Origin of the sequence: Streptomyces sp. SAI-170, from assembly GCF_049739565.1 — a bacterium.
GTDB lineage: Bacteria > Actinomycetota > Actinomycetes > Streptomycetales > Streptomycetaceae > Streptomyces.
Window position 1 is genome coordinate 2,101,758 of sequence record NZ_JBMGQD010000001.1, and the last position, 26,437, is coordinate 2,128,194.

Below are 26,437 nucleotides of genomic sequence, written 5' to 3' on the forward strand. Positions count from 1 at the left end.
CTCCCCGGCACCGCGGTGGGGTCAAGCTGGGTCGTGCACGAATCGCTCCGGGACTCAGGGGAAGGTCCGGGATCGCCGACAGGTATAGTCCACTTACCGCCGGAGGAGCAAGATCGAAAGCAAGGTTAGCCGCCTGTCTTTTCCGAGTTGAGACCTCACGGAAATATCCGCCGCCCGTGCGCGCCTTGTCGGAAAAATCCGCGACATTACCCCCGGACGCCACAGCCAACACCCTTGACATGCTTCAGCACTTGCACCCCTACTGGACCCTGCGCACTGAAGTTGACAACGTTGTCCGATGTGCAGGGAGGGCTTGTGCACAGAGTTCGGCACAGATGGGGTCGGGCGGTCGTCCTGACCGCCGTCCTCGCCTTGGCGGTGGGCTCACAGGGGGCGGCGGTGGCCCTTCCGCAGGAAGCGGCGGCCGCGGAGCGGGACTTCGCCTCGTCCTTCGAGGCGGGTGAACCGGCACCGGACTGGCTGAACACCGTCGACACCGCACCCGACGGCGGCAAGCACGCCTCCGGGGTGGACGGCGGCTACAGCAGCGGCATCCCGGGCAATGTGACCGACCACGTCACGGACGTCCGGGCCAGCGGAGAGAACACCGGCGGCGGTGAGGTGAAGGAGAACCTCGTCGACGGCGAGCCGAGCACCAAGTGGCTGGTGTTCCAGCCGACCGGCTGGGTCGAGTTCGAGCTGGACAAACCGGTGAAACTCGTGACGTACGCCCTCACCTCGGCCAATGACTACGCCGAGCGCGACCCGCGCGACTGGACCCTGAAGGGCTCCGCCGACGGCACGGACTGGAAGACCCTCGACACCCGCACCGGCGAAACCTTCGCCGAGCGGTTCCGGACGAAGACCTACGATCTCGCCGAACCGGCCGAATACCGCTACTTCCGGCTGGACGTCACCCGCAACAACGGCGCCCTCACCATCACCCAGCTGGCCGACGTCCAGTTCTCGATCGGCGGCAGCGACGGCCCGGTGCCGCAGGACATGCTGTCGCTGGTCGACCGGGGCCCGAGCGGCTCGCCGACGGCCAAGGCGGGCATGGGCTTCACCGGCAAGCGGGCGCTGCGCTACGCCGGCCGGCACACCGCGGACGGACGGGCCTACTCGTACAACAAGATCTTCGACGTGGACGTGGCCGTGGGCCGCGACACCCAGCTGTCGTACCGGATCTTCCCGTCGATGGCGGACGGGGACCGCGACTACGACGCCACGAACGTGTCCGTCGACCTCGCCTTCACCGACGGCACCCTGCTCAGCGACCTCAGGGCGCGCGACCAGCACGGGTTCGAGCTCAGCCCGCGCGGGCAGGGCGCGGCGAAGGTGCTGTACGTCAACCAGTGGAACAACGTCGTCGCGCGGATCGGGTCGGTCGCGGCGGGCCGGACGGTCGACCGGATCCTGATCGCCTACGACTCCCCCGCCGGACCGGCGAAGTTCCGCGGGTGGATCGACGACATCCGCCTCGCGCAGGCGGCTCGGGAACGGCCGAAGGCGCATCTGTCCGACTACGCCCTGACCACCCGCGGCACCAACTCCAGCGGCGGCTTCTCGCGCGGCAACGACTTCCCGGCGACGGCCGTGCCGCACGGCTTCAACTTCTGGACGCCGGTGACGAACGCGGGCTCGCTGAGCTGGCTGTACGACTACGCCCGCGCGAACAACGACGACAACCTGCCGACAGTCCAGGCGTTCAGCGCCAGCCATGAGCCGAGCCCCTGGATGGGCGACCGGCAGACGTTCCAGGTGATGCCCTCGGCGGCCGCCGGCACCCCGGACACCGGCCGCGAGGCGCGCGAGCTGGCGTTCCGGCACGAGAACGAGACGGCACGGCCGCACTACTACGGCGTGACCTTCGAGAACGGCCTCAAGGCCGAGATGACCCCCACCGACCACGCGGCGGTGCTGCGCTTCACCTACCCCGGCGACGACGCGAGCGTGCTGTTCGACAACGTCACCGACCAGGCGGGGCTGACACTGGACACGGCGAACGGCACCTTCACCGGCTACTCGGACGTGAAGTCCGGCCTGTCGACGGGCGCGACACGGCTGTTCGTCTACGGCGAGTTCGACAGGCCGGTGACGGAGGGCTCCTCCAGCGGCGTCAAGGGCTATCTGCGCTTCAAGGCGGAGGACCGGACCGTCACGCTGAGGATCGCCACCTCGCTGATCAGCGTCGACCAGGCCAAGGACAACCTCCGCCAGGAGATCCCGGAGGGCACCGGCTTCGACGAGGTCCGTGCCCGCGCCCAGCGGCAGTGGGACCGCGTCCTCGGCAAGGTCGAGGTCGAGGGCGCCACACCGGACCAGCTGACCACCCTGTACTCCAGCCTGTACCGGCTGTACCTGTACCCCAACTCGGGCTTCGAGAAGGTCGGTTCGACGTACAGGTACGCCTCCCCGTTCTCGCCGATGCCGGGGCCGGACACCCCGACCCGCACCGGCGCGAAGATCGTGGACGGCAAGGTGTACGTCAACAACGGCTTCTGGGACACGTACCGGACGACCTGGCCGGCCTACTCGCTGCTGACACCCACTCAGGCGGGCGAGATGGTCGACGGGTTCGTGCAGCAGTACAAGGACGGCGGCTGGACCTCGCGCTGGTCCTCCCCCGGCTATGCCGACCTGATGACCGGCACCTCCTCGGACGTGGCGTTCGCGGACGCCTACGTCAAGGGCGTCGACTTCGACGCGCGGGCGGCGTACGACGCGGCCGTGAAGAACGCCACCGTGGTGCCGCCGACCTCCGGTGTGGGCCGCAAGGGCATGGCCACCTCGCACTTCCTGGGCTACACCAGTACCGACACCCACGAGGGCCTGTCCTGGGCGCTGGAGGGCTACCTCAACGACTACGGCATCGCGCGGATGGGCCGGGCGCTGTACCGGCAGACCGGTGAGCAGCGCTACAAGGAGGAGTCGGCCTACTTCCTCGACCGGGCCCAGGACTACGTGAACCTCTTCGACAAGAAGGCCGGCTTCTTCCAGGGCCGTGACCCCAAGGGCGACTGGCGGGTGGACTCCGCCACGTACGACCCGCGGGTGTGGGGCTACGACTACACGGAGACCAACGGCTGGGGCTACGCCTTCACCGCCCCGCAGGACAGCAGGGGCCTGGCCAACCTCTACGGCGGCCGCTCCGGCCTCGCCGACAAGCTCGACGCGTACTTCGCCACGCCCGAGACGGCGTCCCCGGAGTTCGTCGGGTCGTACGGCGGTGTCATCCATGAGATGACCGAGGCCCGGGACGTCCGGATGGGCATGTACGGGCACTCCAACCAGGTCGCCCACCACGCGATCTACATGTACGACGCGGCCGGGCAGCCCTGGAAGGCGCAGGCGAAGGTCCGTGAGGTGCTCTCCCGGCTGTACGTGGGCAGCGAGATCGGGCAGGGCTATCACGGCGACGAGGACAACGGCGAGCAGTCGGCCTGGTTCCTGTTCTCCGCGCTCGGCTTCTATCCGCTGGTGATGGGCAGCGGCGAGTACGCCATCGGCTCCCCGCTGTTCACCAAGGCGACCGTGCACCTGGAGAACGGCCGGGAGCTGGTGATCAAGGCGCCGCGCAACAGCGCGCGGAACGTCTACGTCCAGGACGTCCGCTTCAACGGCGTCAAGTGGCGCTCGACCGCGCTCCCCCACGCGCTGCTGGCGCACGGCGGCGAGCTGGAGTTCGAGATGGGCCCGCGGCCGTCGAAGTGGGGCACGGGACGCTTCGCCGCGCCCGACTCCATCACCCAGGACGACGAGGTGCCCTCGCCGCGCGCGGACGCCCTGAAGGGCTCCGGGGCGCTGTTCGACGACACGTCGGCGACGCAGGAGGCCGTCACGACGGTCGACCTGCCGGTGTCCGGGCCGGCCAGGGCCGTGCAGTACACGCTCACCTCGCCCGCCGACCGCACCAAGGCGCCGACCGGCTGGACCCTCCAGGGCTCCGACGACGGCACCACCTGGGAGACCCTGGACGAGCGCTCCGGGGAAACCTTCCGCTGGGACCGGCAGCTTCGGGCGTTCTCCGTGGCCTCTCCGGGTAGTTACGGGAGGTACCGCCTGGTGCTGACGGGAGAGGCGGTGCTGTCCGAGGTCGAACTGCTCGCCTGAGCAGGCTGTTTGGAGGAAGAAGTCATGCAGGGTGTCGATCCGGCCTGGCTGCCGGACGAGGTGTTCCGGCCGATCGGCACCCGGCGGACGCTGGTCCGCGGATCGGGTCCGCTGGTGGACACGGTGCATGAGGAAGTGACCCGGGCGTGCGCCCGGTTCGGGGGCCGCGTCGAGCGCGACGCGGCCCCCGGGCCGTACGACCTGGTGCTGGAGGTCACCGGCACGGACGGCTCGGAGGCGTTCACCTGCGAGCGTGCCGACGGCCGTACGAACGTCACCGCGACAGGGCCGTCCGGGCTGCTGTACGGCCTCTTCCACGTCGTACGGCTCGGCGAGGACGCCTTCCGCGAGGACCTGCCCCGGCAGACGCACGCGCCGGCGCTCGCGCTGCGCATGCTGGACCACTGGGACAACGTGGCCGTGCACCCGGTGATGGGCCAGGTGGAGCGCGGCTACGCGGGCGGGTCGCTGTTCTGGGCGGACGGCCGGGCGCGCGGCGACCTGGACCGGGTACGGGCGTACGCCAGGCTCCTCGCGTCCTGCGGGATCAACGCCGTGGCCGTGAACAACGTCAATGTGCACGAGACCGAGGCGCGTCTGCTGACCGACCGGATCGGCGAAGTCGCCGCCCTCGCCGAGGTGTTCAGGGCGTACGGCATTCGGACGCATCTGTCGGTGACGTTCGCGGCGCCTCTCGTGCTCGGGGGCATGGACACGGCCGACCCGCTGGATGCGCGGGTGCGCGCGTGGTGGGCGCGGGCGACCGCCGAGGTCTACGCGGCGATACCCGACTTCGGCGGGTACGTCGTGAAGGCCGACTCCGAGGGTCAGCCCGGCCCGTTCGCCTACGGCCGCACCCACGCGGACGGCGCGAACATGCTGGCCGAGGCGCTGCGGCCGTACGGCGGCACGGTCCACTGGCGGGCGTTCGTCTACGACCACCGGCAGGACTGGCGGGACCGCTCCACGGACCGGGCGCGGGCCGCGTACGACCATTTCGTGCCGCTGGACGGCGAGTTCGCCGACAACGCCGTGCTCCAGGTGAAGCACGGCCCGATGGACTTCCAGGTGCGCGAGCCCGTGTCGCCGCTGATCGGGGCGATGCCGGGCACGCGGCTCGCGGTGGAGGTGCAGGCCACGCAGGAGTACACCGGGCAGCAGCGGCATGTGTGCTGGCTGGGCCCGATGTGGAGCGAGGTGCTGCGGTTCCCGGTCCAGGAGGGGCTGCCGGTCGGCGAGTTGGCGCGGGGCGGCCTGGTCGCCGTCTCCAACGCGGGCGACGACCCGTACTGGACCGGGCATCCGCTGGCACAGGCCAACCTCTACACCTTCGGGCGGCTGGCCTGGCGGCCGGACGCCGATCCGTCGCAGATCCTCGACGAGTGGATCCGGCTCACCTTCGGCACGGCAGCGGCGGCGGGCCTGCGCGCGATCCTCGACGGCTCGTGGCGGACGTACGAGAAGTACACGGCCCCGCTCGGGGTGGGCTTCATGGTGCAGCCGGGGCACCACTACGGGCCGGCCGTCGACGGCTACGAGTACAGCCCCTGGGGCACCTACCACTTCGCCGACCGCGACGGCATCGGCGTCGACCGCAGCGCCGCCACCGGCACCGGGTTCGCCGCGCAGTACGCCAAGCCGTGGGCGGAGGTCTACGAGTCACCGGACACATGCCCGGACGAACTGCTGCTGTTCTTCCACCATGTGCCGTACGGGCATGTCCTGCACAGCGGCAGGACGGTGATCCAGCACATCTACGACACCCACTTCGAGGGCGTCGAGGAGGCCGAGGAGGCCCGCAGGGTGTGGGCGGGCCTCGGCGACGTGGTGGACGCGGAGCGGCATGCGCGGGTGGCGGAGCTGTTCGAGGAGCAGGTGCGCTCGGCACGGGAGTGGCGGGACCAGGTGAACAGCTACTTCTTCCGCAAGTCCGGGGTGCCGGACGAGCGCGGGCGGCGGATCTGCTGAAGCCGCGGTGCTTCTAGTGAAGCCGTAGTACGGCGACGCCGAGCGGGTCGAGCGTGAGCGGCTCGTCCCGCTCGACGTGCTTGCCGGTGAGCAGGTCGGTCGCGGGCGCGTGGGCGGTCAGGCGGGCCGGGTGCGGGGTGTGGTTGAGGAGGAAGAGCAGCCGGGTGCCGTCCGGGGTGACGCGGGTGGCTGTCTCCACGCCCGGGTAGGGGCCGATCAGGTCGTGCCGGTCCAGGACGCGGCGGACGACGCGGTCGACGCCCGGCTGGTCCAGGGCGGTGGCGACGTACCAGGCCTCCCCCGCGCCGAAGGCGTTGCGGGTGACGGCGGGGGTGCCCGCGTAGAAGTCGCTGCCGTACGTGGCGACCGGCTCGGCGCCGCGCGGCTGGACGATCTCGAAGACCAGGCTCGCCTCGGCGTCCAGCTCGGGGACGGTCTGGGTGAACTCCCGGGGACGCGCGTCCCATTCGTCGACGCGGATGCCCATGAGGGGGGCGAGCGGGCCGGGCACGTCGGTGAGGAAGGCGCGGTCGTATCGGTCGACGCGGCCGGAGAGGAAGGTCGCAAGGACGGTGCCGCCGCGTTCGGCGACGGCCTCCAGGCGGGCCGCGAGGTCGCCCTTGACCATGTGCAGGACGGGTGCCAGGACGACGTCGTACCGGGTGAGGTCGGCGGTGACCGGGACGACGTCCACGTCGGCGCCGGCCTCGCGTGCGGCCCGGTAGTAGGCGTGGACCACGTCCAGGTACCTGAGGTGCCGGGACGGTCCGTCGGAGATCTCCAGGGCCCACCAGCTGTCCCAGTCGAAGAGCAGGGCGGTGCGGGCGGGGGTGCGGGCGTCGAGGGTGGTGTCGCCGAGCAGCGCCAACTCTCTTCCGATCGCCGCCACTTCGCGGAACACCCGGGTGTCGTCGCGACCCGCGTGGCCGATGACGGCTCCGTGGTACTTCTCGCAGGCGCCGCGGGAGGCACGCAGCTGGAAGTACAGGGCTGCGTCGGCTCCGTGGGCTATCGCCTGCCAGGTGGCGAGGCGGAGTTCGCCGGGGCGGCGCAGTGGGTTGACGTCCCGGCAGGCCGTGGTGGACGGGGTCTGTTCCATCAGCCAGAAGGGGGCGCCGTCCTTCAGGCCGCGCATCAGGTCGTGGCCGAGGGCGGCGCGGGTGGGCGGGGCGTCGAGGGGCGGGTAGTTGTCCCAGGAGGCGAAGTCGAGGTGGGGCGCCCAGCGGTGGTAGTCCAGCGGGCGGTAGGGGCCCATGAAGTTGGTGGTGACCGGAGTGCGGGGGTCATGGGCGCGCAGCGCGTCCTTCTCGGCGGTGAAGCAGCCGAGCAGGGCGTCGGTGGTGAAGCGCAGATGGTCCAGGGTGATGCCCTGGAAGGCGGTGTGGTCGGGGCCGCGCCAGTGCTCGGTGAGCGCGCTCGGCGGCTCGATCTCGGCCCAGTCGGTGTAGCGGTGGGACCAGAAGGTGGTCCACCAGGCGTCGTTGAGGGCGTCGAGGGTGACGTACTCGTCGCGGAGCCAGGTCCGGAACGCCTCGGCGCACAGGTCGCAGTAACAGGCGCCGCCGTACTCGTTGTTGACGTGCCAGGCGAGCAGGGCGGGGTGGCCGGCGTATCGCTCGGCGAGCCGTCCGGCCAGCGCGGTGGACCGTGCGCGGTACGCCGGTGAGCTGGGGCAGAAGTTGTGGCGCTGGCCGTAGCGGTGCCGTCGGCCCTCGAAGTCGGTGCGGTTGACCTCCGGGTACTTCTTCGCGAGCCAGGGCGGCACGGCCGCGGTGCCGGTGGCCAGGCAGACCCGGCGGCCCTCGGCGGCGGCGCGGTCCAGGACGCGGTCGAGGACGGTGAAGTCGTAGGTGTTCTCGGCGGGTTGGGTGAGGGACCAGGAGAAGACGCCGACGGTGAGGGTGTCGATGCCCGCCTCGGTGAACAGGCAGTGGTCGTCGTCCCAGACCTCCTCGGGCCACTGCTCCGGGTTGTAGTCGCCGCCGTAGGGGATCGTGCGGCTCATGCGGTGAAGTCCTCCTGGGTCCGGGTGATCACCGCGCGGCTGCTGTGCAGCAGCGACAGCAGCAGCGGGGCGGCCAGCAGAGCGGGCAGGGCCTCGGTGAGCAGGGCGGTCAGGGCGCCGGCCAGGACCAGCAGGGAGGCGGCGCCGAGGGTGGCCCTGCCGTGGGTGAGCAGGAAGTGGGCGGCCAGGCGGGCGATGTCGCGGGCGCGGAACGCGAACAGGGACGTCAGGATCAGGGCGTGGGCGCCCCACAGCAGGGACACCGCCCCGATCGCCGCGAGCAGCCCGGCCCACCAGCCGGGCAGTCCCGTCGCCGCGAAGTGCGTGAGCGTGAACGCGACGACCGTGAGCCACCCGAGCAGCGGCGCCCACAGCTTCAGCGCCGGTACGGCGTTCAGCCGCCAGCCCCGCAGATAGGTGCGCGCCGGATACAGATCGGTGAGGTCGGCGCTGCGCCGGTGCAGGGCGTAGACGGCGGCGGACAGGGCGGGGCCGAGCGGCAGGAGGCATACGGCGGCCAGGGGCAGGTTCGCCGGGTCCGGGCCCAGCAGGAGCAGTCCTGCCAGGCCCGGCGAGGCGGCCGCGAGCAGCAGGGCCTCGACCGTGAGGAGGGTGTGGACCAGGGCGGCGGCGCGGGAGAGCGGGCCGGCGCCGAAGGAGACCGACGGGGCACTCACCGTGGCTGCTTCCCGAGCAGCCGGCGGTCGTCCGTCCAGGGCGGTGCCTCGTCCCTGAGGGGGCTCAGCTCCACGAGGGTCACCTCGTGGCGGGTGAGCGTCAGGTCCAGGTCGACCCGGCCGTCCGCCACGGGCAGCCGCAGGTGCCTGCGCGCGGGTTCCGCGGCCTCGTGCAGGACGTCGAGCTGGTGCCGGCCGGGTGAGCGGGGGCTGCCCATGCGCTGCCAGGCCGTGCGGGCGTTGCCGTACTCCTCGTCCACGGTGGACCGGCGGGCGAAGACCTCCGCCGACGTCATGGGGATCAGCAAGCGCAGCCGGTGCCGCTCGGGTCCGGGCGTCTCGCCGCTCGGGTCGACCGGCGCCCAGGCCAGGACGGTGACGCGGCCGTCGGGGTGGCGGGTGACCAGATGGTCGTCGCCGCGGGCGAGCAGGTCGGGGCCCATCCGGGCCATGAAGGCGTACAGGTGGAACGTCGGCTTCTTCACCTGCCGGTGGGTGAGCAGGCCGAACCCGCCGTGGAAGAGCGCGGTCGGGACTCCGGCCTCCTCGAACATGTCGCTGAACGTCCAGTAGGAGAAGGAGTCGGCGTGATCGCCGCCGCGGGCGAGGACCGGGGCGAGGTAGGCGGCGTTGAAGGCGGTGTCGTGCACCGGGTTGTCGGGACAGTAGGAGGAGTTGAACTCGGTGATGTGGACGGGGAGTCCGGCCAGGCGGGTGCCCTTCAGGCGCTCACGGGGCGTGGCGAACTGCTCCAGCAGGTGCTCCGCGGGTGCGAGCGTCTGATACGAGCCGAAGGGGACGTGCTGGGCCGGGCCGGAGGTGTAGGCGTGCTTGGAGACGAAGTCGACGGGCACGTCGTGCCGTTCGGTGAACTCGGCGAAGCGGTCCAGCCATTCGTCGGCGCCGGGCGAGATCGCGGGGCCGCCGACCTGGAGCGAGGCGTCGACCTCCTTCACGGTGGCCGCCGTCACCTCGTAGAGCCGGTGGTACGCCGTTTCGTCCGCGTTCTGCCAGAAGTCGGGCAGGTTGGGCTCGTTCCACACCTCGATGGGCCAGGTGCGCACCTCGTCGAGGCCGTACCGGTCGACGAGGTGGGTGACAGTGGCCCGGACCAGGCCGGCCCACTCCTTGTGGGAGCGCGGCGGGGTGACGTTGCCCCGCCACCAGAAGATCGTCTGCTCGCCGGAGGCCAACGCGTCCGGCATGAAGCCCAGTTCGAGGAAGGGGCGGATGCCGAGGTCCAGGTAGGCGTCGATCACCTGGTCGACGTAGGTGAAGGAGTGGTGGACGTGGCGGGCGCCCTCGTACTCGTACGGCCGGTGGATGCCCATGCCGTCGCTCAGCAGGCCGTGTCCCCGGATGTGATGGAACCCGATCTCCTGCTGGAGGAGCTTCAGCGAGTCCTGGTAGTCGCGGCGCAGGGCGAGTTCGAGGCGGCCGGTGCCGACGCAGTGCCGCCAGGCGTCGGGGAGGCGGCCGGACGGTTCGGCGGGCACGCGGACAGTGTGGTCGCCGTTCACGCGTTCTCCTTCTCGAAGCGGTCGTGGGCCCTGTTGTGCAGGTCGACGAGCTGTTGCAGGTTCTTCGCCTTCAGCTCGGTGACGAAGGCGTCCCACTCGGACATCGGGCGCTGGCCCAGGACGAACTTGAGGGTGTTCTGGATGGTGTGGTCCTTGAGCGGGGTGTCCCAGAGGGTCGCCTGTTCCTGCTCGACGGACTGCAGCGGGTGCGCGGGGTCGATGGGGAGCTGCTCGCGGCCGGCCATGGCGTCCTGGAACTTCTTCTCGTCCGGGCTGAAGGAGGAGGAAACGAGGTCCCAGCTGCCGCCGTAGGTGAAGACGCCGTTGAAGAAGCCGAAGTCCTTCTGGAGGTCCTTCGGGGCGTCCGGGTCGGAGCCCATGAGGCTGATGCCGGACTTCAGCTCGTAACGGCCGCCGGACTCGGTGTAGGTGACGCCCGGGACGCCCCACTTGCAGAGCCGCTGGCCCTCGTCGGAGTACCAGAGCCAGTCGACGAACTGCATCATCGCGACGAAGGTGTCGGCCCGCAGCGCCTTGCTGGAGATCATCACGCCGTTCTCCAGCCGGGCTCCGCCGAGCACCACGGGACCGGCCGGGCCGAGGGGCACCGGCACCATCTCGATCCGCGCGCCCTTGACCTGCTTCTCCAGGTTGTAGCGGTAGTTCTGCACCAGCTCCTGCGGGTTGGCGCTGATCACGTAGGACTTCTCGGCCAGCAGCTTCTGCACGGCCTGGTCGTCCTGTTGGGTGAAGCTCTCGGGGTCCAGCAGCTTCTCGGCGACGAGCTTTCTGACGTACTCGACCATCTCGCGGTAGCGGTCGGTGGCGGCGGTGAAGACGAACTTCCGCGCCTCGGCGTCGTAGCTGATGTTGTCGTACGTCCAGCCCGCCTTCACCCCGTACGCCTGGCCGAGGTAGCTGAACAGCGCGCCGCAGGGGAAGGGGGTGTTGGTGCTCCAGCGGTCGGTCCAGGGGTACTTGCCCGGGTACTCGGTCTTCAGCGCCTTCAGGACGTCGTACACCTCGTCCCAGGTGGTGGGCAGGGTCAGGCCGAGCCGGTCGAGGACGTCGGTGCGGAAGGACAGCGAGTAGCCGGACTTGGCCTTCTCGTGCAGGCCGGGCAGCAGGTAGTACTTGCCGTCGGACTGGCGTATGGAGTCCAGCTCCGGCTCCAGTCGCCACCTGCGCACCTTGTCGCGGAAGTTGGGCATCAGGTGCACGTAGTCGCTGACCGGGACGATCGCGCCGGAGGAGACGAACGCGACCTCGGAGGGGTGGTACGTCTTGGGGATCAGGAACGGGGCGTCCCCCGCGCCGATGAGGACGCTGCGCTTCTTCTCGTAGTCGGTGAGCGGCACGTCGAGGGGGTCGAGGGTGACGCCGGTGCGCTGGGTGACCTCCTTCCAGAACAGCCAGTCGCGCTTCATCGGGTAGACCGGGTTGTTGTTGTGCAGCAGCGAGAAGGACAGCGGCTCGGCGGCCTTGAACCGCTGTCCGGCGCGGTAGTCCTTCATGGCGCCCTGTCGCTTCTTCGACAGGTCCTTGCTGTCGCCTCCGCCGTCGCCGCTGTCGCAGCCGGTGAGTGCGGTGAGGCCGACGAAGCCGGCGGCGGCGAGGATCTGGCGCCGTGAGAGGTGCCCTGCGTTCTTCACGGTGACTCCTTGGCTGGTTGACGGACCGTCAGGACTTGACCGCGCCGAGCATCACGCCCGAGACGAAGTAGCGCTGGACGAACGGGTACACACACAGGATCGGCAGGGCGGTGAGGACGATGGTGACCGCCTGGATGTTGGCCGCGACCTGCGTGAGCTGCTCGGCCCCGGCGCCCGCGTTGGAGCCGCCGGTGGCCCCCTGGATGAGATTGCGGAGATAGACGGTGACCGGCATGAGGTCCGACCGGTCCATGTAGAGGAACGCGCTGAACCAGGAGTTCCAGAAGGACACCGAGTAGAAGAGCACCATGGTCGCGACGACCGCCTTGGACAGCGGCAGCACGATCCTGAGCAGCACGCCGTAGGTGCTCAGACCGTCGATCTCGGCGGCCTCCTCCAGTTCGGTGGGCAGGCTCTCGAAGAAGGCCTTCATCACCAGCAGGTTGAAGACGCTGATCGCGTTCGGCAGGGCGATCGCCCACACGCTGTTCTTCAGGCCGAGGCTGGTGATCAGGACGTACTGCGGGATCAGTCCGCCGGTGAAGAACATGGTGAACACGGCGATGCCGACGAGCGCGGTGCGGCCTCTGAGGTGCTTCTTCGACAGGACGTAGGCGTAGCACGTCGTCAGGACCATGGCCACGGCGGTGGAGACGACCGTGTAGAACACGGTGTTGCCGTAGTTCCGCCAGAACATCGCGTCCTTCAGCACGATCTCGTACGTGGTGAGGTTGAACCCCTGGGGCCACAGCGTCACTTCGCCGGACCGGATCTGGCGCTCCCCGCTGAAGGAGCGGGCGACGATGTTGAGGAAGGGGTACAGGGTCACGACCACGACGAAGGTCAGGACCAGCCCGTTGACGCCCTGGAAGACGCGGTAGGAGCGGCTCGGTCTCACCACAGGCTCGTCCCGACCGTGCGGCGCGAGAGCTGGTTGGCGGAGGTGATCAGGACCAGGCCGATGACCGCCTCGAACAGGCCGATCGCGGCGGCGTAGCTGAAGCTGTTGGACTCCACGCCGGTGCGGTAGACGTAGGTGGAGATCACGTCGGAGGTCTGGTACGTCAGCGGGTTGTACAGCAGCAGCACCTTCTCGAAGCCGACGGCCATGAACGTGCCGATGTTCAGGATCAGCAGGGTGATCATGGTGGGGCGGATGCCGGGCAGGGTGACATGCCAGATCTGCTGCCAGCGGTTGGCGCCGTCGATGCGGGCGGCCTCGTAGAGCTGGTCGTCGATGGTGGTGAGCGCGGCGAGGTAGAGGATCGTGCCCCAGCCGGCGGTCTGCCAGATCTCCGAGCCGACGTAGATGGTGCGGAACCACTCGGGTTCCTGGATGAAGCGGATCGGGTCGTGCCCGAAGAGGCCCAGGGCGTGGTTGACCGGCCCGTCGGTGGCGAGCATCTGGAGCGTGATGCCGGCGACGATCACGATCGACAGGAAGTGCGGCAGATACGACACCGACTGCACGAACCGCTTCAGGGACCGCCGGCGGACCTCGTTGAGCAGCAGCGCCAGCACGATCGGGATCGGGAAGCAGAAGACCAGAGTGAGGCCGCCCAGCCAGAGGGTGTTGCGGAAGACCTGCCAGAAGGTGGGGTCGCTGAGGAACATGCGCACATAGCGCAGGCCCACCCAGCTCTCGCCGAGGATCGAGCCGCCGGGCTCGAAGCGGCGGAAGGCGATCACGTTGCCGATCATCGGCAGGTAGCGGAAGAGCAGGAAGAACACCAGCGGGAGCACGGCGAGCGAGTACAGCTGCCAGTCCCGGCGCAGGGGTCTGCGCGCCTGTGTGGGCATCTGCATGAGCCTCCATGACAGCGAAAGTTTCGGAGTCGTGCCAGCAACTTTGCGGCGAGGTTAGGTGGGGGTGTAATGGCTGTCAATGGGGCGTGCAGGCAGGGCGGTTGAGGAACAAGCCGCCTTGGCGGGCGCCTGAGGTGCGAAACATTCTGATGGACGTACGCAACGATCGGAGGGTCTGTGCCCGCGTTCGACCTGCCGCTCGAGGAACTCGAGCGCTATCGCCCCCTGCCCGACGAGCCGGCCGACTTCGACGCGTTCTGGCACGGCACGCTCCAGGAGGCCTCCGCTGCCGACGTCCTGGTGGGGCTGCGTCCGGTGGCGACAGGGCTGCGGCTCACCGAGACCTGGGACGTGACGTTCCGGGGCTTCGCCGGGGACCCGGTGCGGGCTTGGTTCAGCAGACCGGCCGGGGTGCCCGAGCCCCTGCCGGCCGTCGTCGAGTACGCCGGCTACGGGCGTGGCCGCGGCCTGCCGCACGAGCGGCTGACCTGGGTGAACGCCGGGTACGCGCATCTGCTGATGGACAACCGCGGCCAGGGCGACCAGTACGGCAGCGGCGGCGCCACCCCGGACCCGCACGCCTCAGCGCCCGGCGGGCCGGGACCGGCGGCACGGGGCGTCACGGACCCGCGGACCTACCACTACCGGCGCCTGATCACGGACGCGGTCCGTGCCGTGGCCGCCGTGCGCGCGCTGCCGGGCGTGGACGCCTCCCGGGTCGCGGCCGTCGGCAACAGCCAGGGCGGCGGCCTCGCCCTGGCCGTCGCGGGCCTGCTGCCCGACCTGGCGGCGGTGCTGGTGAGCGCGCCCTTCCTGTGCGGCATCCGGCGCGCGCTCGACCTCACCGACGCCCCGCCGTACGGCGAGATCACCGCGTACCTCTCGGTCCACCGCGGCGCCGAGACCGCCGCCCACCGCACCCTGTCCTACGTCGAGGGCGTCTCCTTCGCCCGCCGCGCCCACGCCCCGGCCCACTTCGGCGTCGGCCTGCGCGACACGGTGTGCCCGCCGAGCGGGGCGTACGCCGCCTTCCACCGCTACGGGGAACTGAGCGGCGCGGACCCCCTGAAGGAGATCCGCGCCTATCCCTACAACGGCCACGAGGGCGGCGACGCGCTGCATGTCCGCCGGCAGCTCGACTGGCTGGCGGAGGTGCTGCCGGTCAGCCCACGGCCAGAGTGAACACGTGCAGGTCGCCGTTGCGCGGCAGGGTCACACTGCGCACGGTCTTGCCCTCGGGCGCCCGGAACGGCCGGGTGGCGAACACATAAGTGGCCACCGGGTCGCGGTCGGCGCCCGCGACATTGCGGTACGCCGTCCGCGCGACGACCGTGTTGCCGAACCTCACGCTGCCGCCGCCACCGCCCAACGTCCAGTCGGTGAAGGCGAGTTCTGCCGTGCCGGTGCTGCCGTCGGTGTAGGTGACGGTGGCCTCGGCCTGCTGGTCGCCGTTGACCGCGCTGCCGATGAAGGACAACGCCGTGGCGGGCCCGTCGAGCCGGATCGTCTGCCCGGCACCGGTGGCGTTGTCGGGGCGCCCGGCCGGGGAGGCGGGCCAGGTGAAGGACAGTCCGGCCACCTCGCCCCGCCCGCCGGGGGCGAGCCCGGCCGCGGCCAGCGCCTGGCGCGAGTAGCTCCAGCCGCCGCCGTCGTAGTCGGCCTCGTCGTGGTCGCCGTCGTCGTCGGACACGCCGGTGTTGTCGTAGGCGGCCAGCAGGCTGCCCGGCACGGCCACGGTCAGGGCCACCGGCTGTTCGTACGAGGTGTCGCCGGAGGTCACCGTGACCCTGACCTCGTAGAAGCCGGGCGCGAGGCCCTCGGCGGCGCCCAGCGTGATGCTCCGCGATCCGTCGGAGACGGTGCCCTCGGCGGGGGTCGCCGTGATGCCGTCGGGCGTGCTGACGCGGAAGCGGACCTCGGGGCCCGGGCCGCCGCTCAGGGACAGGGCGCGGACGCCGACCTCGGTGCGCGCGCCGGGCGCGAGCCGCGCGGCCGTCGGGCCGACGCCGATCTGGTACGGCTGCTCGCCCTCACGGAAGGACGGCGGGGCCTCTGCCGCACCCCAGGCCGGGTCGGGCGTGGCGGACAGGGTGAAGTCGAGCCGGCCGCCGTCCCGCACGAAGGACGCGGGCAGCCAAGAGCGGTCGCCGCTACGGCCGTTGACGCGCAGTGCATGGACGTACGGCGCGTCGGCGGCTGCCCCGTCCGCGCGGATGGAGATGTCGTTGCCGTACGGCCGCTCGATCTCGATCCTCTCGAACAGCGGGGAGGCGAGGACCAGTTCGGCCCGGGACGGCACCTGCGGGTATAGGCCGAGCGCGGAGAAGACGTACCAGGACGACATGGCGCCGAGGTCGTCGTTGCCGGGGATGCCGCCGGGCGCGGTGGACCACAGGGCGCGCATCGCCGCGCGGACCGTCTCCTGTGTCTTGTGCGGGGCGCCCGCGTAGGCGTACAGGTAGGGGGCGTTGATCGACGGCTCGTTGTCCAGCTCGGCCTTCTCGCCGCCGCCCCCGGTGAAGGCCCAGCTGCCGTCGACGTGGTGGAAGAAGGCGTCGAGACGCTCGACCGCCCGCGCCCTGCCGCCCATCGCGGCGAACAGCCCGGCCGGGTTGTGCGGCACCATCCAGGTGTACTGGGCGGCCGTGCCCTCGACGAAGCCGTTGCCCGTGGCCGGGGTGAAGCCGGTGACCCAGCTGCCGTCGGCCTTGCGGTTGGCGATGTAGCCGGCGTCCTCGGTCGCGGCGATGTCGAAGTTGTTCTGCCACCACTGCGCGCGCCGGGCGAACGCGCCGGCCGTGTCCCTCTCCCCCGCCGCGCGGGCCAGTTGGGCGAGCGCGAAGTCGGCGCCGGACATCTCCAGGGTCTCGGCGGCCCCGCCCCAGGCGTTGGAGACGGACGGCATGTAGTGGTGCGCCAAGTACTTGTCCAGGGAGGGCCGTTGCCCGACGGACAGCACCGGCTTGCCGGCCGGGGACAGGTCCTTGTCGGTCGGCACGGTCGCGGCGCGCACCAGGGAGCCGAGCGCGCCCCGCAGATCGAACCGGGTGCCGCCGAAGGCGTGGATCCCGGCCAGCGCGATCGGGGACGGGTCGCCGTTCATGACGTGGGTGCCGCTCGCCCCGTGCAGCCAGCGGTCCCAGACGCCGCCGTTCTGCCGGGCCAGCGCGTACAGCGACTGCGCGATGTCCGAGCCGGTGCCCGGCTCCAGGAGCGTCAGCAACTGCACCTGGTCGCGGTAGACGTCCCAGCCGGAGAAGGTGCCGTACTGGGCCCGGTGGCCGGGCCCGACCCGGTGCACCTCGCCGTCGGCGCCCCGGTAGCGGCGGTCGACGTCGCTGATGGCGTTCGGGTGCAGCAGGGAGTGGTACAGCGCGGTGTAGAAGGTGGTGCGCTCGGCGTCGGTGCCGCCGCCGACCCGGATCGCGTCCAGCCGATCCCGCCAGGCCCGGCGGGCGGCTGCGCGCACGTCGTCGAAGGAGCGGCCGGGCCAGTTCTCCGCCGCCAGGTTCACCTCGGCACCGGCCCGGCCGACATAGGAGATCCCGACCTTGACCTGCACGGGCCCGGAGCCGGGCGCGAACTCCACATAGCCGCCGGCGCCCTTGCCTGCCACGGGCCGCCCGCCGTTCGCAAAGCCGCCGGTGCCGCCGGAGGCCCGGGTGGAGCCGGGGTCGAGACGGTCGTCGCGCCAGGTGCCGTGCGCGGCGAAGGGGCGGTCGAAGCGGGCGGTGAAGTGCAGCGTGTAGTAGGCGCGCCGGCCCTCGGGGTCGAGGTAGCCGCAGAAGTTGCCGGAGGTGACCGAGCCGGAGACGGTACGGGCCTCCGGGTCGATCTCGACCGTCGAATCGGCCGACCCCACCTCGGAGTTGGCCGTACGGAAGAGCAGGGAGGCGGGCTCGCCGTCCGGGTAGGTGAAGCGGGCCGAGCCGGTGCGCGCGGTCGCGGTCAGGTCGGCGGTGACGCCGGAGTCGAGGCCGACCTTGTAGTGGCCGGGCTCGGCGGTCTCGTCGGCGTGGCTGAACCCGGAGGCGTAGACGGCGTCCTTGGTGTCGCTCGCGGGCGAGGAGGTGACGTGGCCCGCGTACGGGAAGAGGGGGATGTCCCCGCTGCCGCCCGCACAGCCCGTGCCGGACATATGGGTGAGGCTGAAGCCCCGGATGCGGGTGGCGTCGTAGTGGTAGCCGCCGGGCGCGGCCGTGCGCGTGGCGTCGCCGCGGGTGTTCTCGGGGCTGAAGGAGAACATGCCGAACGGAGTGACAGCGCCGGGGAAGACGTTGCCGCCGTTCCTGGTGCCGATGAGCGGGTCGACGTACGGGGTGGGGTCCTGGACCAGGGCGGGTGCCTCGGCGGACACCGCGAGAGCGGGCGGGGCGCCGGACATCGCGAGCACGACGGCCAGCAGCAGGGACGTAGGACGGAAACGCATGACGCGGCCCCTCCTCCTTCGGACGGGTCGCGCACCACGGGTCGCACAAGCCGCAGGGACACTAGCGTGCGCCACGGCTGTCACGGAAGACCGCGTTCCGTGGCGGGGCACGCGGCGGGGTCACCCGCACGGCGGCTCTGTCGGCGGCCGACCGGCCGACCGGCCAACTGGTCATCCGGCCAGGCGGGTTGACATCGTTGTCCGTTGAGGCGGTAGAGTCATGTATAGACCAATCGACAACGTTGTCGTGCATGCGGGTCGACTCAAGCCATCGCACCATCGGACGGGCGCCCCCTCCCCCCGGGCCCGTCCGGCTCGCGGACCCGGTGACCATGATTCGGCCACCGGGTCCGCCCGGAGCACCTGAGTGGAGCGCCTCGGGTCAGCCGACCCGGCAGGGCAGGGACGCCGTGGCGTCTCCCCCGTCACCGGTGACGACGTAACCGAAGGTCGTGCTCTGCCCTGGGGCGAGCGAGCCGTTCCAGCCGGCGTTGTGGACCATCACCGACTGCCCGGTGTAGGTGGGTGCGCCGTTCCAGAGGCTGTCGACCTTCTGGCCGCTCGGGAGCGTCCAGTCGACCATCCAGCCGAGCATCGGCACGTCCCCTGTGTTGGTGACGGTGACCTCGGACTGGTAGCCGCCCGACCAGGTGCCGGTGGTGCGGCGCGTCGCCGCGCAGGTGCCGGGCACGGGCTCGGTGGGGTTGCCCGGTTCGTGAATGCCCGTCACCTCGCCGTTGCCGCCGTCGAAGACGACGTCCGAGCAGGAGTAGAAGGTCTCCTGGCTGTCGGAGCGCTGCCACACCATGTAGATGACGTGGCGCCCCGACTTGCCGTCCGGGAGCTTCCCGGTCCAGGAGTAGTTGGCCTCGACCGTGCCCGGGGAGCCGTTCAGCGGCGGGTGGTCGACGGTGAGGAAGGGCTGGTCCTCGACGGCGTCCCAGGTGAGGGCGCGCGTCGGGTCGAAGCCGTCCTTGGTGACGTACACACGGAACCAACCCGGATGCGCGGCCCAGGCGTTGTAGGAGAAGTCGATGGTCGCGCCCGAGGTGAGGTGGGTGAGCGGCCAGTCCCCGCGCGGGGTGTCGAAGCCGGTGAAGTTGGGATTGCCGCCGCTGCACAGCTCACCGTCCGGCACGAAGCCGCGGGTGCGGCCGGCGCCGTCCGAGCGCAGCACGGAGAACCAGTTGTAGAAGGGCGTCGTACCACTGACCTGCTGCGCCGCCCTGCAGGCCGGGTTGACCGGCTTGATCTCCCCGGTGTCCGTGAGCCCGTCCTGCCAGCACAGGAAGGTCCGGCTGCCGGGTTTCATGGGCGTGCCGTGCGCCTCGGCCTCGCCGCCGGTGGAGACGATCAGGGCGAGGGCGGGGATCGCGGTGAGGAGGGAGAGGAGGACGAGCGCGAGAGCTCCGAGTCTGGGTGGGTGTGTTATGCGCATGACAGTCTTACGTCCCTTCGCTGTGGGGTGTGAGGAACGTCCGCTGTGGAGTGGCGGGAGGGGGCGCGGCCTCGGCGGGTTCCGGTCCATCGAGGTGGGAGCGCTCCCACCCGCCTGGTGCGGAAGGTAGCGCCGGAGGCCTCGCTTGTAAACGGTCAGCGCCATGGAGAGGCCGGACGGGTGGTTCCGTGGCCCGGTCGGCCCAGTCCGCTTGGCGTGTCCCTTGACTCCTGGCTTTGGCTGAATGCGCCGCCGCCGTCGAGGCCGCTCGGCCCCGCTCGTTGCCGGGCGGGCCTCCGGCGGAGTCGTCTCCCCGCGCACACCGCGCACGAACCAAGGAGTCCTCGATGCAGAGGAAGAGCACGTACCGTACGACCACGCTGGGAATCGTGGCAGGGCTCGGCATCAGCCTGGCCGTACTGCCGGTCGCACCGGCCCACGCGCAGACCTTCGTACCCTGCGGCAACATCGCCGCTCTGCGGAGCGCGATCACCGCGTCCAACACGACCGACGAGGACATCTCGCTGGCACCGTCCTGCACGTACTCGATCCCGGACGCGGTGGTTGCCGAGAACGGTCTGCCCGAGGTGACCGGTTCGTACAGCATCAACGGCTACAACACGACCGTCCGACGCTCCGCGGTGGTCGGCACCCCCAACTTCCGCGTCTTCGCTGTCGGGGCGGGCGGCGACCTGACCCTGAACAACGTCAACGTCCTCGGTGGAAACGTGCCGGGCGACTCCGGCGGCGGCATCCTCGTCTCCGGTGCCGGCACCACGCTGACCGTGAACCGCGGCAGCGTCAGCAACAACAACGCCCAGACCGGCGGTGGCATCCGCACCCGCACCGGCGCCTCCGCCACGCTGAACTACGCCGCGGTCAGCGGCAACACCGCGAGCGGGAGCGGCGGCGGCATCAGCCATGCCGGCGCCACGCTGCGGCTCAACTTCGCCCGGGTCCAGGGCAACACGGCGGGCCTCGAGGGCGGCGGCATCCGCACCACGTCGCCGGCCGTCGCGACGCTGGTGTACAGCACGGTCACCGGCAACACCGCGAACGGTCCGCTGGGGGGCGGCGGCATCTATGAGGGCACCGGCAGCCAGGTCAACCTCACCGGCACCAACGTCTCCGGCAACACGCCCAACAACTGCCGGCCGGTGAACGCCGTACCCGGTTGCGCGAACTGACCGGACACGGCGAAGGGCCGCACCCCCGGACGACCGGGGATGCGGCCCTCAAGTGCCCTGCCGGACCGCTTACTTGCGGATCAGGCTGCGCAGCACGTACTGCATGATGCCGCCGTTGCGGTAGTAGTCCGCCTCGCCGGGGGTGTCGATGCGGACGACCGCGTCGAACTCGACGCCGGTGTCGGTGGTGACCTTCACCGTGCGGGGCGTACGGCCCTCGTTGAGCTCCTCGACGCCGGTGAAGGAGAAGGTCTCCTCGCCGGTCAGGCCGAGGGAGGCCGCCGAAGCGCCCTCGGGGAACTGGAGGGGGAGGACGCCCATGCCGATGAGGTTGGAGCGGTGGATGCGCTCGTAGGACTCGGCGATGACGGCCTTGACGCCGAGGAGCGCGGTGCCCTTGGCGGCCCAGTCGCGGGACGAGCCGGAGCCGTACTCCTTGCCGGCCAGGACGACCAGCGGGATGCCGGCGGCCTGGTAGTTCTGCGAGGCGTCGTAGATGAAGGAGACCGGCCCGCCGTCCTGCGTGAAGTCGCGGGTGTAGCCGCCCTCGGTGCCCGGCGCGATCTGGTTGCGCAGGCGGATGTTGGCGAACGTACCGCGGATCATGACCTCGTGGTTGCCGCGGCGCGAGCCGTAGCTGTTGAAGTCGCGGCGCTCGACGCCGTGCTCCGTGAGGTACTTGCCGGCCGGGGTGTCGGCCTTGATGGCACCGGCGGGCGAGATGTGGTCCGTCGTCACCGAGTCGCCGAGCTTGGCCAGGACGCGGGCGCCCGTGATGTCGGAGACCGGGGTGGTCTCCATCGTCATGCCCTCGAAGTAGGGGGGCTTGCGGACGTACGTCGACTCCGGGTCCCACTCGAAGGTGTTGCCGGTCGGGATCGGCAGCGCCTGCCACTGGGCGTCGCCGGCGAAGACGTCGGAGTAGGACTTGTTGAACATGTCCTCGCCGATGGCGTTCGCCACGACGTCGTTGACCTCGGCCTCGGAGGGCCAGATGTCCTTGAGGTAGACCGGGTTGCCGTCCTGGTCGATGCCCAGGGCGTCCTTGGTGATGTCCACCTTCATGGAGCCGGCGATGGCGTACGCGACGACCAGCGGCGGGGACGCCAGGTAGTTCATCTTGACGTCGGGGTTGATGCGGCCCTCGAAGTTCCGGTTGCCGGAGAGGACCGAGGTCACGGCCAGGTCGTGGTCGTTGACGGCCTTGGAGACCTCCTCCGGCAGCGGGCCGGAGTTGCCGATGCAGGTGGTGCAGCCGTAGCCGACGAGGTTGAAGCCGACCTTGTCGAGGTACGGGGTCAGACCGGCCTTGTCGAAGTAGTCGGTGACGACCTTCGAACCCGGGGCGAGGGTCGTCTTGACCCACGGCTTGCGGGTCAGGCCCTTCTCCACGGCCTTCTTCGCGACGAGCGCGGCGGCGACCATGACGTACGGGTTGGAGGTGTTGGTGCAGGAGGTGATGGCCGCGACCGTCACCGCACCGTGGTCGATCTCGTACGTCGAGCCGTCGGGGGCCGTCACGGTGACCGGGTTGGACGGGGCGCCGTTCGGGGCGACGGCCGGGGCGTCGGAGGCCGGGAAGGACTCCTGACCCGCCTCGTCCACGGTGTCGACGTAGTTGCGGACGTCCTGCTTGAACTGCTCGGCGGCGTTCGCGAGGACGATGCGGTCCTGCGGGCGCTTGGGGCCGGCGATGGAGGGGACGACCGTGGAGAGGTCCAGCTCGAGCTTCTCGGAGAAGTCCGGCTCGGCCTTCGGGTCCAGCCAGAGGCCCTGCTCCTTGGCGTACGCCTCGACGAGCGCGACCTGCTTCGCGGGGCGGCCGGTCAGGCGCAGGTAGTTCAGGGTCTCGTCGTCGATCGGGAAGATCGCGGCGGTGGAGCCGAACTCCGGCGACATGTTGCCGATGGTGGCGCGGTTGGCCAGGGAGGTGGCGGCGACGCCCTCGCCGTAGAACTCGACGAACTTGCCGACGACGCCGTGCTTGCGCAGCATCTCGGTGATCGTGAGGACCAGGTCGGTGGCGGTGGTGCCGGTGGGCAGCTCGCCGGTGAGCTTGAAGCCGACGACGCGCGGGATGAGCATGGAGACCGGCTGGCCGAGCATGGCGGCCTCGGCCTCGATGCCGCCGACGCCCCAGCCCAGCACACCGAGGCCGTTGACCATGGTGGTGTGCGAGTCGGTGCCGACGAGGGTGTCGGGGTAGGCCTGGCCGCCGCGGACCATGACCGTGCGGGCCAGGTGCTCGATGTTCACCTGGTGGACGATGCCCGTGCCCGGGGGGACGACCTTGAACTCGTCGAAGGCGGTCTGGCCCCAGCGCAGGAACTGGTAGCGCTCCTTGTTGCGGCCGTACTCCAGCTCGACGTTCTGGCCGAAGGCGTCCGCGGTGCCGAACTTGTCGGCGATGACGGAGTGGTCGATGACCAGCTCGGCCGGGGCCAGCGGGTTGATCTTCGCCGGGTCGCCGCCGAGCGTCTTCACGGCCTCACGCATGGTGGCGAGGTCCACCACGCAGGGCACGCCGGTGAAGTCCTGCATGATCACGCGGGCCGGCGTGAACTGGATCTCCTGCGACGGCTGGGCCTGCGAGTCCCAGTTGCCGAGGGCACGGATGTGGTCGGCGGTGATGTTCGCGCCGTCCTCGGTGCGGAGGAGGTTCTCCAGCAGGACCTTCAGGCTGTAGGGAAGGCGCGCGGAGCCCTCGACCTTGTCCAGCCGGAAGATCTCGTACGAGTCGTCGCCCACCTGCAGCGTGCTGCGGGCGTCGAAGCTGTTCGCCGACACGACAGTCTCCTTCATTGATGTGCGCGTACCACCGCATCCTGCCGCCACGCCGGCTTGGCCGATCGGCTAAGGTAAGGCTAAGTTAGGTAACCCTTACTCGTCCGGCGGCTGCGGTGCGCCTCGGCAGATATCTCGATGTCGAGATAACTCTAGTACATGGGGGCGGGATGGTCATGCCCTGCCCCGGCGTGGTGTGCGTCCGCGCCCTGTGGTGTGCTCCACATCCATGGACCTCACCGACGGCACACACCCTCTGCCCAGGGGCCTGTGGCCCTCGCTGCGCGCGCACTACGCACTGCTCGACCCGCAGGAGAAGGAGCCCCCGGAGCGGCTGGCCACCGTCAGAGCGGTGTACGACCACCCCGCCGCCAGGGACGGGGTCCCCTACACCGGCATCGCCTTCGACTGCCGCCGTGATCCGGAGCGCGGAGTCGGCGTCATCATGCACGGCGACCGGGTCGTCCACCTCGGCGGCGCCGAGGTCGCGGCACGGGCCGCGATCGCCGAGCGGGACGCCGCGGACCCGCGCATCGGGCTGGACGAGGCGCTGATCGGGCACTGGAGCACCGACGCCTTCGACTACGGCGTGATGGAGTGCTCCGACCTCGAACTCCGGGCCGACGGCACGGGCTGGGGCAGCGTGTCCAACGCCTTCGCGGAGGACGTGGGGCTCCTGACCTGGCGCTGCCCGGAGCCGGGGGTGCTGGAAGTGCGCCCGGAGGGCGAGGACGTGACACGCCACCGGTACACCGTCGGACCGGCCGTGCCGGTGCACTCGGCCGAACCGGTGATGTCGGTCACGTTCGAGCAGCCGGTGCTCTTCGGCCATCAATACGGCAAGTGGGGGTAGTCGAAGAGGCACAGACGTCACGACGACCCTGAACGGGAGGCGGACGTGCCCCTGACGTTCCGTAAGAGTTTCCGGATACTTCCCGGCGTGCGGCTGAACATCAACCGCCACTCGTGGTCCATCACCACGGGCGGCCGACACGGCCCGCGTCACACGCACAGCAGCACCGGACGTCGTACGACATCGGTGGATTTGCCCGGACCTTTCGGCTGGCGGCGCACCCGCTCCGCCAGGCGTCATTGACGAGGTGTCACCCGCACGGACCCCCCGGCGGGCGTCATCTCATATCTGAGATAGCCTCAACCTCATGGCAGACGACTACCTCGTACGCATCGGCAGGCTCATCCGTGACGCCCGGCAGCACCGGGGCTGGACGCAGACGCAGCTCGCCGAGGCGCTCGGAACCAGCCAGAGCGCCGTCAACCGCATCGAGCGCGGCAACCAGAACATCAGCCTTGAGATGATCGCTCGTATCGGTGAAGCCCTCGACAGTGAAATCGTCTCTCTGGGCTACGCCGGCCCGATGCACCTGAGGGTGGTCGGCGGACGTCAGCTGTCCGGCGCCATCGACGTCAAGACCAGCAAGAACGCCTGCGTCGCCCTGCTGTGCGCCTCGCTGCTCAACAAGGGCCGCACCGTGCTGCGCAGGGTCGCCCGCATCGAGGAGGTGTACCGCCTGCTGGAGGTGCTCAACTCCATCGGCGTGCGCACCCGCTGGATCAACGACGGTGTCGACCTGGAGATCGTGCCGCCGGCCGGCCTGGACATGGACGCGATCGACGCGGAGGCGGCCGTCCGCACCCGGTCCATCATCATGTTCCTCGGCCCGCTGCTGCACCGCATGGACCGCTTCAAGCTGCCCTACGCCGGCGGCTGCGACCTCGGCACCCGCACCATCGAGCCGCACATGATCGCGCTGCGCCGGTTCGGCCTGGACGTGGCGGCGACGGAGGGCCACTACCACGCGGTGGTGGACCGGGCCGTCCGCCCGGACCGCCCGATCGTCCTGACCGAGCGCGGCGACACCGTGACCGAGAACGCGCTGCTTGCGGCGGCCCGCCACGACGGCGTGACGGTCATCCGCAACGCCTCCTCCAACTACATGGTCCAGGACCTGTGCTTCTTCCTGGAGGCGCTCGGCGTCAAGGTCGAGGGCATCGGCACGACCACCCTGACCGTGCACGGCGTGCCGACCATCGACGTCGACGTCGACTACTCCCCCTCCGAGGACCCGGTCGAGGCGATGAGCCTGCTGGCCGCCGCCGTGGTGACGGAGTCGGAGCTGACGGTCCGCCGGGTCCCCATCGAGTTCCTGGAGATCGAGCTGGCGGTCCTGGAGGAGATGGGCCTCGACCACGACCGCACGCCCGAGTACTTCGCCGACAACGGCCGCACCCGGCTGGTCGACCTCACGGTCCGCCCCTCCAAGCTGGAGGCGCCGATCGACAAGATCCACCCCATGCCCTTCCCCGGCCTGAACATCGACAACGTCCCGTTCTTCGCGGCCATCGCGGCGGTCGCCTCCGGCAAGACCCTCATCCACGACTGGGTCTACGACAACCGCGCCATCTACCTCACGGACCTCAACCGCCTCGGCGGCCGCCTCCAACTCCTCGACCCCCACCGCGTCCTGGTCGAGGGCCCCACCCGCTGGCGCGCCGCCGAGATGATGTGCCCGCCGGCGCTGCGTCCCGCGGTGGTGGTACTGCTGGCGATGATGGCGGCGGAGGGGACCTCCGTACTGCGCAATGTGTACGTCATCAACCGGGGGTACGAGGACCTCGCGGAGCGGCTGAACTCGATCGGGGCGCAGATCGAGATCTTCCGGGACATCTGAAGTTCTTCAGGAACAAGGCTGCTACCCCTCCTGACCCGCGCGTATTCTAGCCAGGAGGGGTTCGGCTTCACCTATGGGACTTCTCAGGGCCTTCTGAGCCGGGACTCAGAGGCTGTCGTCCTCAGGGGCTGCGGAACGGATTGCTTGGCACTCCACGTGATGCGTCAC

16 protein-coding genes are annotated in these 26,437 nt (G+C 70.4%); 7 read left to right on the top strand and 9 right to left on the bottom strand.

Going from position 1 to position 26,437, the window contains the following annotated elements; all coding sequences use genetic code 11:
* The first annotated feature begins 372 nt into the window (after positions 1-372).
* Complete coding sequence (locus tag RKD23_RS09565) at positions 373-4,113, top strand: GH92 family glycosyl hydrolase (RefSeq protein ID WP_424858206.1); 3,741 nt, start codon at positions 373-375, stop codon at positions 4,111-4,113.
* A gap of 24 nt (positions 4,114-4,137) precedes the next feature.
* A complete protein-coding gene (locus tag RKD23_RS09570) occupies positions 4,138-6,081 on the top strand; it encodes an alpha-glucuronidase (RefSeq protein ID WP_424853298.1) in 1,944 nt (647 codons plus the stop codon).
* Between the two features lie 13 nt (positions 6,082-6,094).
* Here the strand turns inward: RKD23_RS09570 and RKD23_RS09575 are convergent, their stop codons facing one another.
* From RKD23_RS09575 to RKD23_RS09600, 6 genes are read right to left on the bottom strand one after another with little or no spacing between them, the layout of a single operon-like run.
* Positions 6,095-8,086, bottom strand: coding sequence for a beta-galactosidase (locus RKD23_RS09575; RefSeq protein WP_424853299.1), 1,992 nt, complete (start codon positions 8,084-8,086; stop codon positions 6,095-6,097).
* Entirely contained in the window at positions 8,083-8,763 is a 681-nt protein-coding gene (locus tag RKD23_RS09580) for a hypothetical protein (RefSeq protein WP_424853300.1), read from the bottom strand. The genes RKD23_RS09575 and RKD23_RS09580 overlap by 4 nt, the downstream gene beginning before the upstream one ends.
* Positions 8,760-10,283, bottom strand: a complete 1,524-nt coding sequence (locus tag RKD23_RS09585; RefSeq protein WP_424853301.1) for a GH39 family glycosyl hydrolase — start codon at positions 10,281-10,283, stop codon at positions 8,760-8,762. Before RKD23_RS09585 ends, RKD23_RS09580 begins: the two co-directional genes overlap by 4 nt.
* Entirely contained in the window at positions 10,280-11,935 is a 1,656-nt protein-coding gene (locus RKD23_RS09590; RefSeq protein WP_424853302.1) for an extracellular solute-binding protein, read from the bottom strand. The genes RKD23_RS09585 and RKD23_RS09590 overlap by 4 nt, the downstream gene beginning before the upstream one ends.
* A gap of 28 nt (positions 11,936-11,963) precedes the next feature.
* A complete protein-coding gene (locus RKD23_RS09595; protein WP_424853303.1) occupies positions 11,964-12,836 on the bottom strand; it encodes a carbohydrate ABC transporter permease in 873 nt (290 codons plus the stop codon).
* Positions 12,830-13,741: an ABC transporter permease gene (locus tag RKD23_RS09600; protein ID WP_424853304.1), complete on the bottom strand. Its 912-nt coding sequence runs from the start codon at positions 13,739-13,741 to the stop codon at positions 12,830-12,832. Before RKD23_RS09600 ends, RKD23_RS09595 begins: the two co-directional genes overlap by 7 nt.
* Positions 13,742-13,918: 177 nt before the next feature.
* Here RKD23_RS09600 and RKD23_RS09605 point away from each other — a divergent pair, with 177 nt between their 5' ends.
* Complete coding sequence (locus RKD23_RS09605; protein ID WP_424853305.1) at positions 13,919-14,923, top strand: acetylxylan esterase; 1,005 nt, start codon at positions 13,919-13,921, stop codon at positions 14,921-14,923.
* On the opposite strand, the gene RKD23_RS09610 is transcribed toward RKD23_RS09605, so the two are convergent.
* Positions 14,904-18,170 (bottom strand): GH92 family glycosyl hydrolase, encoded by a 3,267-nt coding sequence (locus RKD23_RS09610; RefSeq protein ID WP_424853306.1) that lies wholly within the window; start codon positions 18,168-18,170, stop codon positions 14,904-14,906. The two genes, RKD23_RS09605 and RKD23_RS09610, sit on opposite strands and share 20 nt — an antisense overlap.
* A gap of 382 nt (positions 18,171-18,552) precedes the next feature.
* Complete coding sequence (locus RKD23_RS09615) at positions 18,553-19,608, bottom strand: lytic polysaccharide monooxygenase auxiliary activity family 9 protein (RefSeq protein ID WP_424853307.1); 1,056 nt, start codon at positions 19,606-19,608, stop codon at positions 18,553-18,555.
* A 347-nt stretch (positions 19,609-19,955) separates the two neighbouring features.
* Between RKD23_RS09615 and RKD23_RS09620 the strand changes: the two genes are divergently transcribed.
* Positions 19,956-20,795: a hypothetical protein gene (locus RKD23_RS09620; RefSeq protein ID WP_424853308.1), complete on the top strand. Its 840-nt coding sequence runs from the start codon at positions 19,956-19,958 to the stop codon at positions 20,793-20,795.
* Between the two features lie 69 nt (positions 20,796-20,864).
* On the opposite strand, the gene acnA is transcribed toward RKD23_RS09620, so the two are convergent.
* A complete protein-coding gene (gene acnA, locus RKD23_RS09625; RefSeq protein WP_424853309.1) occupies positions 20,865-23,582 on the bottom strand; it encodes an aconitate hydratase AcnA in 2,718 nt (905 codons plus the stop codon).
* 226 nt (positions 23,583-23,808) lie between these two features.
* On the opposite strand from acnA, the gene RKD23_RS09630 reads away from it, so the two are divergent.
* The 3 genes from RKD23_RS09630 to RKD23_RS09640 all read left to right on the top strand — a co-directional run bounded on the left by RKD23_RS09630 (position 23,809) and on the right by RKD23_RS09640 (position 26,269).
* The gene (locus RKD23_RS09630; RefSeq protein WP_424853310.1) at positions 23,809-24,432 is read left to right on the top strand and encodes a hypothetical protein; all 624 of its coding nucleotides are present in this window, start codon (positions 23,809-23,811) and stop codon (positions 24,430-24,432) included.
* 45 nt (positions 24,433-24,477) lie between these two features.
* A complete protein-coding gene (locus RKD23_RS09635) occupies positions 24,478-24,675 on the top strand; it encodes a DUF4236 domain-containing protein (protein WP_424853311.1) in 198 nt (65 codons plus the stop codon).
* A gap of 64 nt (positions 24,676-24,739) precedes the next feature.
* Positions 24,740-26,269: a helix-turn-helix domain-containing protein gene (locus tag RKD23_RS09640; protein ID WP_424853312.1), complete on the top strand. Its 1,530-nt coding sequence runs from the start codon at positions 24,740-24,742 to the stop codon at positions 26,267-26,269.
* Positions 26,270-26,437: the final 168 nt, after the last annotated feature.